This is a genomic window from Mesorhizobium sp. M0938 (assembly GCF_040319125.1).
GTDB lineage: Bacteria > Pseudomonadota > Alphaproteobacteria > Rhizobiales > Rhizobiaceae > Mesorhizobium > Mesorhizobium robiniae.
In genome coordinates this window covers 140,644-156,396 of record NZ_JAMYNS010000013.1, presented here as the reverse complement: position 1 = coordinate 156,396, position 15,753 = coordinate 140,644, and the positions used below count along the sequence as shown (strand labels likewise).

Sequence of the window (15,753 nt, the reverse complement as noted above, 5' to 3'; positions counted from 1 at the left end):
TCCATGCGAAGGCAAACACGGACCCATCACGCCTTTCGGCGCCGCGGCGGCCGTCTAGGAAATCGGGTGCAGTTCGATAGCCAACCAGATCGAGTCCGTGTCCGCATAATAGCGATGCCACGGATACTCCCACCGGTTCTTGCCGGCGACGCGGCAGAACGGGTCATGCGTATAGCCGACCGGCATCATGACATCCTCGTAGAGCGTGGACTGTTCCCGCTCATGGAATTTCTGCATGCGTCCGAGGCCGTGGATCTGGGTGTGCACTTCGAGGAAGGGGTGCTCGTTGTGGATGAAGCAGTCAGTTTGTCCCGGCGACCACCAGAGGTTCAGCTTCAGCGTGAATTCCTGATTTGCCGCGACGGCCGGGTTTTCGTTGGTGAAGGCGAGAGGGTCGGTCATCACTGTGCCGACCGTGTCCTGTGCCGAAATGTAGAGGGGGGTGTCGCGCGGAAAACTCTTGATCCGGTTGCCGAGCCAGTCCCAGCCACGCAGGCCAACGCCGCCGAGGTTGGTGATCTTGTTCATCTTCAGCACCGCCACGCGCTCTGCGCTGACGATCTTCGCACCTTTCAGCGTGGTCGACTTCCAGGCTGGCACGATGCCAGGCACGGCCGAGCCCAACGTCACCATCGGCTCCGGCGAAAGGTTGACGACGACGCCATCCTCCACGGCGAAGTTGCGCACGTTGTCGATCAGTGTCGCAGAGATGAAATCGTCGGCAAAAGCCAGATTGCGACGTGCGTTCTCTTGATCAGCCATTGGTATCCTAATTTCACAAATTCAATGCTGGTGAATAGAACCACGCTCCACATCGCCGTTCAATTTCGCGGCGAACGCATTCCTGGCGTGGAAGTAAGCGCATCATGCGTCAGTTTGCGTCCGGCGGGGTTGTTGCGGGCGGGTTGCGTGGGCGCCGAGCGCGACAACAAGAAGGGCAATGAACACGACCCACAGACTGGCGCTCAACGAGGTGGCCTGGGCCAGCATGCCGATGAAAGCGGGGCCTACGAGCAGGCCGGCATAGCCGAGCGTGGCGACGAGCGACATCGCCGAACCCGCCGAATGGCCGCCGATCCGGCCGGCTGCGGCAAACAGCGCAGGCACAACATTGGCGATGCCGAAGCCGCACAAGATGAGCGCCAGGAAGATAATCGGCACCGTCGGGATGCCAAGAATCGCGGCCAGCGCGACAGCGCTTGCTGCACTGCCGAGCCGCAACAGCCGTACCGGCCCGAACGCATTGGCCATGGCATCGCCGACCATGCGACCGATCGCCATCATACCGGCGAAGACCGCAAAACCAAAAGCGCCGATGCTCTCCGATGCACCAGCATTGCCAACCAGATAGACGGCTGTCCAGTCCATCAGCGCCCCTTCCGCGAACAGCGCAAGGAACGCGATCGCGCCGACGAGCAACAGCCGTCTCCGCTGGGTCGGGTCAAGCCGCGCGGAGCCTTGGTTCGCATTTTTGTGAGCTGACATGTGCGGTTCGCTCAGCCAACAACCGGCCGCACCGAACAGGATCACGCTCATTCCCGTGACGCCGAGACACGCCTGCACATTGCCGCCAGAATGTAGGATCAGCCCACAGACGCCGGCGCCCGCCAGGTTGCCGACACTGAACGATGCGTGGAAGGACGACATGATATGGCGCCCGACACGTCGCTCCAAAAAGGCCGCTTCGGTGTTCATCGCCACATCTAGCGTTCCGAACGAGGCGCCCGCGAAGACGATGACGAGAGCCATCGACATCACGCTCGGCGCATGCGGTGCGACGATCAACGCCAGCCCGAAGCCGGTACAGGCTACCGAGCATAGGGTGCGCGTGCCGAACCGCGGCACCAGCCGGCCGACATTGGTCATGGTCAGGATGGCGCCTGCTGCGAAGCAGAGCAGCACGAGGCCGAGTGTCCCCGTGTCGATCTGAAGTCCCGCACTGATCGACGGCAGGCTGGCAGCCCACGCACCGATGCCAACGCCGCCGGCAAGAAAGATCAAGAAGGATGCCGTGCGGGACGGTGCTCGGATTTCGGCGAAGGTCATCTAAATCCCTTTAGCTGCGCCGCGTCTGGAAGACGGCATGGCTGATCGCGCCGTGGCCGCTATTCATGGCCGGGACGCGAAGACCGAGGTGTCTCAAGCCGGGCCCGTCTAACCGCAGCTCCTCTATTCGTAATGCCGGACCGCCACTGCCTTGCCGGTCGTGGCGGCCTTTGCCACTGCTTCGGCGCCGGCGAGCGCCGCTAGCCCGTCGCGTCCCGTGGCGCGGGGGCTGCCGGTTCCGGCGATGGCGCCCAGGAATTGATTGATCGTATCCGCATAGAGATCGTTGGCGCGCAGCGGAATCGACTCGTTGTGCCCATTCACGCGCCGCGTCAGCGTTCCCGTGGAACGCTGCGCCAGCGTGCCGGCGGCGATCAGCGCTCCTTCCGAGCCGAGCGCTACGACCTGGCTTTCCACGTCGGGCGTGACGAAGCTCTCGTGCACCTGAACGAAAGCCCCGCCACTCATCTTCAGCGCATACATCGCATGATCGTGGACGGTGTTGGAGCCAAGCGCCACGCCCGCGCCCAACGCGACCGCCGTCACCGGTGTCTGCTCCAGCAGGAACGAGGCCAGGTCTACGTCGTGGACGCTGAGATCGAGATAGATGCCGCCCTCGGCCGCGTCCTTGATGCGCCAAGATTGCAGAACGGGCCGGAGATAACCGGCATGGACGATCATCAGTGAGCGGACGACGCCTATCTCCCCGGCCGCGATCATCCGCTGCATCGTCTGGTGCACCGGTGACGACCGCAGATGGTGATTCACGGCAAGCACCACGCCGGCCTTGTCGCAGGCACGCACCATCCTCAGCGCGTCTGCGAACCGGGTGGCCAGCGGTTTGTCGCACAGCACGTGTTTGCCGGCCGCCGCTGCGGCCAGCACCTGATGCCGGTGCTGGGTGTTGGTTGAGCTGACATAGACCGCAGCGATCTGCGGGTCGGTGAGCAGCACGTCAAGATCGGAGCAGGAGCCCGGAATGTCGAGGTCCCGCGCGAAGGTGGCGGCCCGGGCGCCGTCGTGACTCATCACGCTCAGCAGCCGGCCGCCGGTGCGGCGGATCGCGTCGGCCATGTATTCGCGCGCGATGGTGCTGGCACCGATAAGGCCCCAGCCAAAGCCGTCGAGGGCCTCAACCGTCGAAGGGCGCGGCCCAGCCGCGGCCAAACCCGACACTATGGTATTTTTCGCTTTTCGCAGGGCCATCGGAACACGCTTCCAGTCAGGTGATCGAGACCCATTGGCGACGCCGCGAGGAATCGAGGCAGGCGTCGACGATCTGGGTGATATGATGGCCGCTCTCGAAGGTCGGCCACATTTGCTCGCCGGTGACGACGGAGCGCACCACCTCGGCGATCTCGATCTGCTTGGATTCATTGTAGCCGAGCGCGAAGTTCGCGATGGGGAGGAACGCGGCATAGGTGGCGTTCTCCGGTCCGACGTCGATCTCGCGAAAACCCCGGCGGCCGACGCGATCTTCGTTGGTGTAGAAGCGCAGGCGGTTTACCTCATCATAGTCGTAGGCGATGCTGCCCTTCGTGCCGTAGATCTCATAGGTCTGCATGAATTTGCGGCCGGTCGCGACACGGCTAAAATCGACGATGCCCATCGCACCGTTCTCAAAGCGGCAGAGCAGGTTCGTGGCATCGGTGTTGGTCACTTCGGCCATGTCCTCGGTACCGGAAAGCGCGGCAGCGCTGCCGTAGTTGAACCCGGCGACGACGGGACGCTTGTGCGTGACGATCGCGCAGTCGGCGATCAGTTCGGACACGCGCCCGACCAGCCGCTCCATGAACGAAAAGACGTGACTGCCGGTATCGCCGACGATGCCCGTCGGCGCGAGCTTGCCGTCCGCGCGCCACATGAAGGGTGCGTTCGGATCGCCCAGCACATCGACATGCTGGCACGCCTTGAACAGCTTAATGTCACCGATCTCGCCGGAATCGATGATGTCCTTGGCAACGTCATGGATCGGATTGCGCGGAAACGCGTGACCGACGCGTGTGATGACGCCCTTCTCGGCCGCGATGTCGGCCAGTTCGCGCGCTTGGGTCGCCGTGTTGGCAAGCGGCTTTTCGCAATAGACATGCTTTCCCTGGAGAAGCGCTGCTTTGGCGACCTGGTGATGCAGGCTATCGGGAAGGCAGATATCGATCAGCTCGACGGACGGGTCGGCCACGGCAGCGCGCCAGTCGGTCGACGTTTGCGCGTTCGGGACCAGCCTGCCGGCCTTTTCCAGTGCCGGTGCACTTCCATCGACGAGCCAGGCGATTTCTGCCGTGCCTTTGTCCGAGCCAAAGATGAACGGGATGTTCTGGTAGGACATAGTGTGGACCTTGCCCATCCAGCCGCAGGCGCCCAGAACGGCTACTTTCACGGATCTACTCATTGGTCCTCCTGTCCACTCGAATTAACGGACCAGTTCGGCACGCAGCTTTGATGCAGCGCGCAGTGTTACCGCGGCGATGGTCAGTGCCGGATTCACAGCAGCCGACGTTGGCAGCACGCTCGCGTCCATGATGTAAAGGTTTTCGACGTCGTGCGATCGGCAATGGGTATTGACGACCGAGGTCGCCCCATCGGTACCCATCTTGGCCGTGCCGCATTGATGCGACGGCGTACGACGATCGAAAGCGCGCGAAAGCACGACCGGAAAGCCGGCCGCCTTGAACACGCTACGCACCCGCTCCACCAGCGTCCTGTGGCCGAGCATGTTGGAGCGCTGCCAGTCGAGCACGATCGCCGACCCGTCAACCATGACCCGGCTTGCCGGATTGGGCAGGTCCTCGCTCATGACGTACCAGTCGAAGGAATAGCGGGCGATCAGCCCCGTTACGAACTCCGGCACGCTGGGCATGTTGGCCTTGAAGATCGGTCCCGATATCTTGCCGAGCAGTTGCACGTTGCCGAGCGGAAAGCCGGTCTTGAAATCGTGCAGATAGAAGTCGTTGAAGCCGAAGGTTTTGGAATGGACCGCTGTGTTGCGCAGGCGGGGATCGAGCGTGATCATCGCGGTGCAGTTGTGGTTCATAAAGTTGCGGCCGACTTGGTCGGAGCCGTTGGCGAGACCGTTCGGATGCTGCCCGTTGGCCGAGCGCAGCAGGAGCGCCGCGGAATTGACCGCGCCTGCCGCCAGGATGAAGCGTTTCGCGCGCACCGGCACGTCCTGCCCCTTGTGACGGATCGTTGCTTGCGTGATCGTCTTGCCCGAGGCGTCCGTATCGAGGCGCAGCACCTCCGCGCCGGTCAAGAGCTCGACATTGTCGTGCGCGAGTGCTGCCGCGAGTGGGCCAGTCTCCGCGTCGATCTTCCCGGTAAAAGTGTCGGGAAAGGCATCCCATGGAGTCGGTGCGCGCTTCAGCCACGCGACATGATCGATTGCCACCGGCAGTGAACTTGTGTGGATGCCGACCTTCTTCAGCCGCTGCCGGGCCCTGCCGATCGAGGGCTCGTCCGGTATGGCGGGAAAATCGTAGGCCGTTGAATGCGGCGGCTCCGTCGGGTCCTCGCCGATTTGACCACGCACGCGGAACAGGCGCTCTGCCTTGCCGTACCACGGTTCGATCTCGTCGTAATCAAAAGGCCAACTGGGCGTGCTGCCTTCCATGTGCCGCTGCGGGGCGAAATCCTCCGCGCGGTAGCGGTACATGATCGCGCCGTAGAATTTCGAGTTGCCGCCGACATTGTAGAAATTGCCGGGGCTGAAGGGCGCTCCCGTGCCGTCGAGCCAGACTTCTTTCGTGCGGAAATGTCCGCGCTGAAAGATAGCGCGCTCGTCGCGCGTCTCCGGCGTGTCTCGAAGCTGCTCGCCGCGTTCGAGGATGAGGATCTTGGCGCCCGTATCGGCAAGCACCGAAGCCGCCGTTGCGCCGCCGATGCCCGATCCAATAATGACGATGTCGGCGGAAAGCTCTGCTGGCCGGATGTTGGTCATGCCGCCTCGACCGCTTGCCCATAGCCGACGTTCTTGCGCGCGAAGCGGCGTACCCGGACATTGGCCTGCTCGGCATGGCCGGCGAAACCTTCCATGATGCAAAGCCTGGAGCAGCGCTCGCCAATCATCGCCGAAGCCTCGTCAGTCGTGATCCTCTGATAGGTACAGGTCTTCAGAAACTTGCCGACCCAAAGGCCGCCGGTATAGCGCGCGGCCGTCTTGGTCGGCAGCGTGTGATTGGTACCGATCACCTTGTCGCCATAGGCAACGGTCGTGCGATGGCCAAGGAACAGCGCGCCGTAGTTGGTCATGTTGTCGAGGAAGTAGTCAGGATCGGCGGTCATCACCTGGACATGCTCGGAAGCGATGCGGTCGGCTTCCGCGACCATCTCGTCCAGTGTGTCGCAGACGATCACCTCGCCACAGTCTTGCCAAGCCTGGCCGGCAATGGCCGCGGTCGGCAGGATCGTCAGCAGCCGCTCAATCTCGCGCATCGTGTCACGAGCCAGTTTTTCGGAATTGGTCAGAAGCACCGCCGGCGAATTCACGCCATGCTCGGCCTGGCCGAGCAGATCGGTAGCACACAGCTCGCCGTCGGCCGTATCGTCGGCGATCACCAGCGTCTCCGTCGGTCCGGCGAAGAGATCGATCCCGACCTGGCCGAACATCAATCGCTTGGCCTCCGCGACATAAGCGTTGCCCGGGCCGGCCAGCATATCGACGGATTTTATCGTCTCTGTGCCATAAGCCATCGCCGCGATCGCCTGGACCCCGCCCATGCAGTAGATCTCATCGGCGCCGGCAAGATGCTGGGCGGCGACGATCATCGGCGCCGGTCGGCCCTTGAACGGCGGCGCGCAGGTGATGACGCGGTCGCAACCGGCGACCTTTGCCGTCAAAACCGACATATGTGCGGAGGCCAGTAGCGGGTATTGCCCACCAGGCACGTAACAGCCGACATTTTCGATCGGGATATGTCGATGGCCGAGGATCACGCCGGGCAGCGTCTCGACCTCGATGTCGAGCAGGGAATCGCGTTGCGCTTGTGCGAAGTTGCGCACCTGGTCCTGCGCGAAGCCGATGTCATCACGCTCGCGAGTCGTAAGGCTGTCGACACAGGCTCGGATTTCGGCATCGCTCAGCTGGTAGGAGGGCCGGTCAAGTCCGTCGAATTTCATCGACAGTTCCCGAACCGCCGCATCGCCGCGAACCGCGACATCCGCCAGCAGCGCTTCCACGGTCGCGGTCAGCTTCGCGTCCTGCGCAAACCCGGTAGCAGCCTTGGACGATTTCAGCCGTCTGATCATGTCTGGACCTTTTGGCGAGGCGTTTCATCGCCCCTCATTCGAGAGTGAGGCCGGAGCGGCGCGTTTTCGGAAGACAACCGCTTTTGCGAAATCACATATGCTGTTCGAGTTCGCGGCCGGCGGCGTATTCCGCCTGCTCCTTCTCGTAGTAGGCGGGCGACGGGAAATCCCACCAGCCAGTGACGAACGGCCCGGCCGCATCGCGTGAGGTGGTCACCTCGACCAGCGCCGGCGCGTTGGAATCGAGCGCAGCCTTCAGCGTCTTTTCCAGGTCGGCCGAGTCCTCGACCTTCCAGGCTTCCACGCCGAAGTTCTTGGCCACTTCGGCAATGTTGGCGGTGTATGGCTCGCCGTTGCCCTTGTGGTGGTTGAACTCGCTGCCGACGTGACGGCCCATGAATTTGCGCTGGCCGCCGCGGATCGACATGTAGCCGCGGTTGTTCTGGACCAGGAACACCGCAGGGATGTCGTTCATGACAGCCGTGCCCATTTCCGGTAGCGACATCATGAAATCGCCGTCGCCAACCACTGCAACGACCTGGCGGTCGGGCTGGGCCAGTTTTGCACCAAGGGCCGCTGGGACCGCCCATCCCATCGGGGAGAACGAGCCCGAGGTGAGATGCGTTCGCGGCTCATAAACCGGGAAGGTCTGCTTGACTGCGCCCTGCGTGTTGCCCGACCCGGCAAGGATGATGCCCGAGCGGTCCATCACCTTGCGCAGTGCGCCCAGCGGTCGCTGCGATGTGAAGGGGCTTTCGTTCGAGTCGCGGCGCGGCGCCAGCATCTCTTCCCATTCCGCCTTGGCCTTGCGGACATCGGCATGGAAGCGGTCGCGCCGGGCGAGCGCGCGGCTAGCCTGCTGGTCCGAGATCAGCGCCAGCATCGCCTCGAGCGTGGCGCGGGCGTCGGCGACGATGCCGACTTCGGTCGGATAATTCTTCCCGATCTCATGATGGTCGAGATCGATATGGATGAGCTTGCCGGGCGGGATGGAGAAGGACGCGCCCTTGCGATAGCTGGACGCCGACCAGTCGGTGAAGCGGCAGCCGACCGACATGACGACGTCGGCGCTGGCCGTGATCTGATTGCCGCAAGCCGTGCCGGTCTGGCCGACAGCGCCGATCGACAGCGGATGATCCTCGGGGAAGGCACCCTTGCCGTTCCAGGTCGAGGAGACGGCGGCTCCAACCTTCTCGGCCAGCGCAAGCAATGCCTCCGAGGCGTTGGCGCTGATTGCGCCACCGCCCGCGATGATGACCGGCCGCTCGGCCGACAGCAGCAACGCCGCCGCTCTTTCGACTGCGACGGGATCGGGATAGGCAACGCCAATCGCCATGCGCGAAGCGAGCGGATGGATAGTGACGTCGGCCGCTTCGGTCTGGAGGTCCATCGGCACTTCCACATGCACCGGCCCGGGCCGGCCCGAAAGCATGGTGTTGAAGGCGCGGTGCATGATGAACGGCAGTTCGTCGACGCGGCCCACCTTGTACACGCGCTTCGTCACCTGCTCGGTGATGCGCGGGAACGCATTCTCCTGCTGGCGCTCTAGCTCCTGCATGACGCCGTGGCCCTTCATGTGGGTCGCCGGACCGCCCGAAACATAGAAGGCCGGAATGGAGTCCGTGTAGCAGGTCGCCAGACCGATGATGGTGTTGGTCGCGCCCGGGCCGATCGAGGTCGAGCACGCCATCGGCTTGCCCGATGCCCGGAAATAGCCATCAGCCATGTGCACCGCGCTCTGCTCGTGCATGACCTGGATAAACGGGATCTGCGAGCCGGACTCGAGGAATGCGTCGAATAACGACCAGATGCCGTGACCGGGAACGCCGGCGACATATTCGACGCCGTATTCCTTCAAAGCTCGTGCTACGATCTGTCCGCCCGTCAACTTCATGGATTCCACCTCGTTTTTCGTGTGGCCGGCAACCGCTCGATCTCGGTGCCCGGCAGCAGGATTGAGGCAGAGTTTCAGGGAATTGTCCTTGACGCACAATTTCGCAGACACTTGAATATTGACGCGACGTGACGCAACATATGCGGCATGTGACTTAAAGTGGGCGGGATTGATGGAACACGATGGAAACCAGGTAGCTCACTTTTCGGCCAACCTGCGCCTGCTCTGCGAGCGCCACGGCTCGATCTCGGCGGTCTGCCGCAAGATCAATCTTAACCGTCAGCAATTCAACAAATATCTTTCCGGGCTGCACATGCCCTCGCCGCAGAACCTGCGGCTAATCGCCAATTACTTCGGCCTCAGCGTGCCGATTCTGTTCTCGCAGCCGGATGAGTTCCGCACCCTCGTGGAGGGCAATTTTTTCCACGCCATGGAAAATGTACGCCGTTCGCCCGAGCTCAACAAGTTCGTCGAAGCGATGATCGTCGAATCGAGCGGTGACCAGAAAGAGGTACTCGGCGTCTGGGACCGTTACCAGTACTCGTCGATCTACAAGGGGTTCGTCCTGCGCTCGGCGTTCTGCATCTACAAGAACAACCAGTTCCTGCAGCACTATTACATCGAGCGGTTTCCGAGCTACGACGATCCAACGAAGACGGAGTACGTTTTTAAATATTACGGCTTCGTTTTTCCGGTCGCGGGCCGACTTTTCACCGCCGACTTCGAAGGCATCCAACGTAACGAGTTGACCTTCGGCGTCTATGCGCCGGTCAAGCGCAGCTCATCGAAATTCATGTTCGGCATCGCCACAGGCATCGCCGCCACCATGTTCCGCCAGCCCTATTCGACCAAGGTGGCACTGCACTACCGGGGGCCCGGGCTGCTCAAACGCGAGCACCTCGACGCACTGACCGTGCTCGATCGCGGCGACCCTTCAATCCCACGCGAGGCCTTGCAATTCCTCGGCGATGGCTCCGAAATGATCCAGCTCGGCTGACGCAATCCGACGCGGCCAAAGCGTCAAACACGCTCGCCAATGTGTTCGCCACGAAATTGCGGGAACGTGCGCAGCCGTGTCAATTGGCGCCGTCCGGCAGAGCGCCGAACGTCTGGTCAGAAGGAGCGCGATTTTGGCAGGCCCCGTCAATTCGACCATGATGCCGTTTTCCAACGTGGCGCACCTGCCATTCCAGGAAAAGCTTCGCGCTACGCGCTTGGCCGGATTCGGCGAACTCTCGCTAATGCCGCTGGAGGTCGAGCGGCTGTTGGAAGACGGCATGAGCTTTGCCGAGATGAAGTCACGAGCAGCCGACGACGGCATCTCGATCACCCGGCTCGATCCGCTCAATACCTGGCCGCGCATCTGGCGTCCCGACAACATGGACGAAGCCTATATCCGCACTGTCGACACGACGCCGGATGCCTTTTTCCGGCTGATCGATGGACTGGGTTGCAGGCATATGAGCCTGAATGCCACGTTCCCGTTGAATGCGATGTCGATCGACGAGATCACCCAGCAATACGCCGCCATCTGCCGTCGCGCCGCGACCTACGGGGTAATTTGCGATCTCGAATTCATACCATTGTGGGGCGTGCCGACGCTGGAGATGGCCTGGCAAATCGTCAGTGCAGCGGACCAGCCGAATTCCGGTCTGGTCTTCGATGTCTGGCATTTCGTCCGCAGCCGCTCGAAGCTCGACACGCTTCGCCAGATTCCCAGCGGCATGATCCACTGCCTGCAACTGAACGACGGGCCGCTCGATCTTCCGGCCGGTATCTCGATCAAGGATGATTGTTACAACAGGTTCTTTCCGGGTGACGGCGACTTTCCCAATGTGGAGATCATCCGGATCCTGGCCGAGGGCGGCGGCCTCAACCAGGTCGGACCGGAGGTCTTTTCCCCGATGCTGGCAGCCATGTCGGCCGAAGAGATCGCAACGAAATCCGCGGCCTCGATCTCTGCAGTTCTCGATGCGGCCGACGTAAGGGCCTGATGGTCTAATTTATCCCGGTGGCAGATACCTCGGTTTGGAAGCAATACTTCGCGCAGTGTGCGCAAGATCGCTTCAGGAAACCCTGTCGTGCGAAATTGTTAACTGGCGCGAAACTGCGGACTATCACCTGGCAAGAGCAGGCGACGGATCGGTCGATCTGACGACCTGCCGACGGGAACCATGAATGCGCCGTTGATCGGCGCCGACGGCCTCGGACGGAGCCGGCTCGGATGGGCGGCGATGGACGAAGCCCTGCGGGAGTGCTGCAAATGAGTCTTACACGCACGAGAACGGGGACATTGCTGGCCACGCCGGCGATACTCTACATGCTCGTGTTCTTCATCGTACCGAGCCTGATCCTATTCGCCTACAGCTTCTGGTCGTCCGCATCCTACCGCATCGTGCCGGACTTCCAGTTCAACAACTATCTCGGCTCGCTAGCCTCGCCCGTCTTCTGGAAGGTTACCTTCAACGCCATCCGCATCGGCCTGTTCACCGCCACGGTCACGCTAATCCTGTCGATTCCGGTCGGCTACTATCTTGTCTATGTCAGCCGTTCGCAGACCATCCTCTATCTCATCCTTATCACGTGGTTCTCGAGCTATCTGGTACGCATCTACGCTTGGCGCACGCTGCTCGGCACCAATGGCGTGCTCAACACTGTGCTCCTGCAGCTCGGCGTCATCGATCACCCTGTCTCGGCTTTCCTGTTCAGCCCGTTCGCGGTGACGATCACGTTGGTCCATATCTACCTGCCGTTCTGCATCCTGCTCGTCGTGTCCTCATTGAGCGAGATCAAGCGCGACCTGATCGATGCGGCGCGCGACCTAGGCACGTCATCGATAGGCGCGTTCTTCAAGGTCATCGCCCCCAACGCTGCCAACGGGCTGATCGGCGCCTTCATGCTGACTTTCATTCTTGTCGCGGGCGACTACGTGACGCCGCAGATGCTGGGCGGTTCATCTGGACAGACCACGGGCCTCCTGATCGCTGACCAGTTCCGCAAGACCGGCAACTGGCCGCTCGGTGCGGCGCAGGCCTTCCTGATGTTCGGTATCTCGATCGTCCTTTACGCGTTTATCACGGCGCTTGGCCGCGCCACCGGCCTGATCGTCAAGCGGCGGGCGAAAACCGAGCGGGAGATCTGACTGTGCTGTTGCGGATCATCGTCTGGGCCATCCTGGCCTTCCTGCTCGCGCCGCTCTTGATTATCGTACTGTTCTCATTCCATGCGTCGCCGTCGCTGTCCTTCCCCTTCGCAGGACTTTCGCTGCGTTGGTACGAGGAGTTGCTCGGCAATGCGCAACTGGCTTCCGCGGTGATCAAGAGCCTAACGGTTGCTCTGCTCACAGCACTGGTGACCCTGCTGCTCGGCGCCACGGCGTCGCTGGCCTGGCTGCGCTTTGGCCGCGCCGGCCGCGGCATGATCGAAGCGTTGACCGTGACGCCTATCGCGTTGCCGGGCCTGTTCGTCGGCGTGTCGCTGCTCGTCCTCTTCGCCCAGTCAGGCACTCAGCTCTCGACCGTCACGATCGTGATCGCCCATGTCGTCATCGCCATCCCGATCCTGATCGTCGCCATGAAGGCGCGTCTTGCCCTGTTCGATCCTTCGCTGGAGGAGGCTTCGCGCGATCTGGGCGCTTCGCAGATACAGACCTTTGCCCGCGTTACGCTGCCGCTGATCGCACCGACATTGATTGCGTCCTCGATACTCGCCTTCGCGGTTTCCTTCGACGAATTCGTGGTGACGTCCTTCGTCGCCGGCACAGAGACCACGCTGCCGATGTACATCTGGTCGATGATGCGCCGCACGGTGACGCCACTCGTCAACGCCATCTCGACGCTCGCCCTCTTTTTCTCGATCGCAATCCTGGTTGCGTCCTGGCTGATTGGTCAGGCGCGCCGCCGCTCCGCGATCGCCGGCCGCGTGGAACAGTTGGAGCCTTTGCCATGACCAATCCCAAGACGATCATCGATATCCGCGATGGCAAGAAAGTCTTCGGTAGTTTTACCGCGCTGACCGACATCAATCTGTCGATCCGCCAAGGCGAGATCCTGACGCTGCTCGGACCATCCGGGTGCGGCAAGACTACGCTCATGCGCCTCATCGCCGGGTTCGAGACGCTGACTGCGGGGACGATCAGCATCGACGGCAACGACTGCGCCGGCACGCCGCCCGAACGCCGGCCTGTCAACATGGTGTTCCAGCGCTACGCACTCTTTCCGCATCTCGACGTGTTCGAGAACGTCGCATTCGGCCTGAAGGTCAAGGGTTTGCCGAAGTCCGAAGTCAAGGAGCGGGTCAATCGCATGCTGAACATCGTGCAGTTGGACAACTTCGCCAACCGTTACATCGACGAGATTAGCGGCGGCCAGAGCCAGCGCGTGGCGCTGGCCCGCGCGCTGGTAAACGGCCCCAAGGTACTGCTTCTCGACGAGCCGCTCGCCGCGCTCGACTTGAAAATCCGCCAGCACATGCTGGCCGAGATGAAGCGCATCCATGCCGAGACGGGAGCCACCTTCGTCTACGTCACCCATGACCAGGACGAGGCGATGATCCTGTCGGATCGCGTCGTGCTGATGGAAAAGGGCCGCATCGTGCAGATCGACCGGCCCGAGGACATGTACGCCAGGCCGAAATCGTTGTTCGCCGCGAAATTCCTCGGGGAAACCAATCTGTTCGATGCGACCGTCAGCGCGGTCAATGGCATCGGCACCACTGCGGTCACGACGGCCGGCATTCCTTTCCTCGGCGCCAAGACCGAGGATCGCCAGGTCTCAGAGCGCATCATCGTCTCCATCCGTCCGGAGTCCTTGAGTTTCCAGGGCGGTGAGGCGGCGCAGTCGGCCGAGGGTACAGTCGAGGATGTCGTCTTCATCGGCAGCCGCTCGTTCTACACCGTGCGCCTGGACGACCAGTCGCCGGTCCGCATCCAGGTGCAGCGCAACGGCCATCTCGCCTTGCCGTCAGTTGGCGACCGAACCCGCATCTATTGGGATTCGGCCAATGTCATCATGCTGCCGCACGCCTGACGCGGCGCCGAAATTGTGCACCTTCCGACGAGGGCATTCGCACATTGACGCACGCAACGCGCCATGAAGCGCCGGCATTCGATACCATGCGAAATTGTTTGGCGGCGCGGATGCCAACACAATCAAATTCTTAACGGATCTCAAAAAGGGGAATTCGACAATGAGAAAAATCTGGTCCACCGACGAAGTCATGCAATTCGCAACGAGCCGCCGATCATTTCTTGGCGGCGCAACAGCCCTTGCCGGCGGCGCGATGCTCGCGCCTTTCATCCCCAACCTGGCACACGCCGCCTCTGGCGACCTGCAGATCATGGCTTGGGAAGGCTGGGAGCTGACCGACGAGCTTGCCGACTGGATTTCGAAAAATAGCCTCAACGTCGAAGTCTCGGCGATGGGCAACCAGGATGACGTCACCACGAAGTTCAGCGTGCCCAACCCGCCGCCTTTCGACGCCGCCGAATACAACCAGGGCTACGCGGACCTATATCTCGACGTTTTGAAGATTGCCAAGCCGCTCGACAGGTCCAAGCTGCCGAACTACAGCGCCGACAACCTCTTCGACGTCTTCTACGACAAGCCGACCTGGTTCCGGAACGGCGAACTCCATGGTGTGCCCTATGCCTGGGGCCTCAACACCATCGTGTATAATCCCAAGCTGATGGACAAGCCGACCAGCTACAAGGACCTGCTCAAGCCTGAGCTGAAAGGCAAGATCGTTCTGGTTGACGACACGCTTGTCACGTGGCCGGTCGCCGCCGTGCTGGCCGGCTTCACAAGTTTCCCGAACTTGACCAAGGACGAGATGGCCAAGACGTTCGAGCACCTGAAGCTCTACCGCGATCAGGCCCGCACCATCAGCCTGACGTACGGCGACGTGGTGTCGCTCATGGTTTCGGGCGAAGTCGCCGCCTGTTTCGCGGGTTGGACCGGCATCCCAACGGAGACGGCCAAGCAAGGGGTCGAGACGATCTACACGATTCCTAAGGAAGGCGCCGCAACCTGGTGCGACGCCTGGTTCATGCCGCCTGGCGCAGACAATGAGGAAGCCGCCTACGAATTCTTCAACCAGGCGATCTCGCCGGAAGTGCAGGCCAAGGTCGTCACCCGCAATGCAGCCGGTGTCGTCTCGTCGAAGGCGGTCGATCTGCTGCCGCCCGAGACCAAGGCGTTGTTCGACTATTCCGATGTCGAAGGGATCTTCAAAGCTGCTCCGCTCCTCGGCATTCCGCCGCTCGAGTCGGAGCAGTATGCGACCTATGCCGATTGGGTCGCCGCCTGGAACGAATTCAAGGCGGGCTGAGGCTTCCGTCACATCCAGCCAGAAGGCGCATCCTCCCCGGCGCTCTCTACGGACGGGGGGCGGCACCCCCCCGGGGCGGGGCGGCCCGCCGAGCGGACGCGCGGTTGAATAAAAAAACCCGCCCCCCCACCCCCCCCCCCGCCCCCCTCCCCTTCGTTGGGTGGTTTTCTTTTTTGTGCTTTGGCGTGCGGGCCTTCGCGCTGCCCCCCATCCACACCCCCCCCCCCCCGCCCCCCCCCCCCGGG

Annotated in this window: 13 protein-coding genes; 6 read left to right on the top strand and 7 right to left on the bottom strand. The window is 62.2% G+C overall.

Annotated features, from left to right (window positions below; translation table 11 throughout):
* Positions 1 to 54 precede the first annotated feature (54 nt).
* From NKH73_RS22560 to NKH73_RS22530, 7 genes are all read right to left on the bottom strand, one after another.
* Complete coding sequence (locus tag NKH73_RS22560) at positions 55 to 762, bottom strand: hypothetical protein (RefSeq protein ID WP_352936383.1); 708 nt, start codon at positions 760 to 762, stop codon at positions 55 to 57.
* A 102-nt stretch (positions 763 to 864) separates the two neighbouring features.
* Positions 865 to 2,046, bottom strand: coding sequence for an MFS transporter (locus tag NKH73_RS22555; RefSeq protein WP_352936381.1), 1,182 nt, complete (start codon positions 2,044 to 2,046; stop codon positions 865 to 867).
* A 123-nt stretch (positions 2,047 to 2,169) separates the two neighbouring features.
* Entirely contained in the window at positions 2,170 to 3,222 is a 1,053-nt protein-coding gene (locus NKH73_RS22550; protein WP_352936379.1) for a Gfo/Idh/MocA family protein, read from the bottom strand.
* Between the two features lie 46 nt (positions 3,223 to 3,268).
* Positions 3,269 to 4,435, bottom strand: coding sequence for a Gfo/Idh/MocA family protein (locus NKH73_RS22545; protein WP_352936377.1), 1,167 nt, complete (start codon positions 4,433 to 4,435; stop codon positions 3,269 to 3,271).
* A gap of 21 nt (positions 4,436 to 4,456) precedes the next feature.
* Complete coding sequence (locus NKH73_RS22540) at positions 4,457 to 5,980, bottom strand: GMC oxidoreductase (protein ID WP_352936375.1); 1,524 nt, start codon at positions 5,978 to 5,980, stop codon at positions 4,457 to 4,459.
* Positions 5,977 to 7,287: a histidinol dehydrogenase gene (gene hisD / locus NKH73_RS22535; RefSeq protein ID WP_352936373.1), complete on the bottom strand. Its 1,311-nt coding sequence runs from the start codon at positions 7,285 to 7,287 to the stop codon at positions 5,977 to 5,979. Before hisD ends, NKH73_RS22540 begins: the two co-directional genes overlap by 4 nt.
* Positions 7,288 to 7,378: 91 nt before the next feature.
* The gene (locus NKH73_RS22530) at positions 7,379 to 9,181 is read right to left on the bottom strand and encodes a thiamine pyrophosphate-binding protein (RefSeq protein ID WP_352936371.1); all 1,803 of its coding nucleotides are present in this window, start codon (positions 9,179 to 9,181) and stop codon (positions 7,379 to 7,381) included.
* Positions 9,182 to 9,353: 172 nt separating this feature from the next.
* On the opposite strand from NKH73_RS22530, the gene NKH73_RS22525 reads away from it, so the two are divergent.
* The 6 genes from NKH73_RS22525 (at position 9,354) to NKH73_RS22500 (ending at position 15,508) form a co-directional block, all read left to right on the top strand.
* Entirely contained in the window at positions 9,354 to 10,178 is an 825-nt protein-coding gene (locus NKH73_RS22525) for a helix-turn-helix domain-containing protein (RefSeq protein WP_352936369.1), read from the top strand.
* Positions 10,179 to 10,311: 133 nt separating this feature from the next.
* A complete protein-coding gene (locus NKH73_RS22520; protein ID WP_352936367.1) occupies positions 10,312 to 11,175 on the top strand; it encodes a sugar phosphate isomerase/epimerase family protein in 864 nt (287 codons plus the stop codon).
* Positions 11,176 to 11,444: 269 nt separating this feature from the next.
* Entirely contained in the window at positions 11,445 to 12,323 is an 879-nt protein-coding gene (locus tag NKH73_RS22515) for an ABC transporter permease (protein WP_352936365.1), read from the top strand.
* 2 nt (positions 12,324 to 12,325) lie between these two features.
* Positions 12,326 to 13,129: an ABC transporter permease gene (locus NKH73_RS22510; protein WP_352936363.1), complete on the top strand. Its 804-nt coding sequence runs from the start codon at positions 12,326 to 12,328 to the stop codon at positions 13,127 to 13,129.
* Positions 13,126 to 14,208 (top strand): ABC transporter ATP-binding protein, encoded by a 1,083-nt coding sequence (locus NKH73_RS22505; RefSeq protein ID WP_352936361.1) that lies wholly within the window; start codon positions 13,126 to 13,128, stop codon positions 14,206 to 14,208. The genes NKH73_RS22510 and NKH73_RS22505 overlap by 4 nt, the downstream gene beginning before the upstream one ends.
* Before the next feature lie 160 nt (positions 14,209 to 14,368).
* Positions 14,369 to 15,508, top strand: a complete 1,140-nt coding sequence (locus tag NKH73_RS22500) for an ABC transporter substrate-binding protein (protein WP_352936359.1) — start codon at positions 14,369 to 14,371, stop codon at positions 15,506 to 15,508.
* The last annotated feature ends 245 nt before the right edge of the window (positions 15,509 to 15,753 follow it).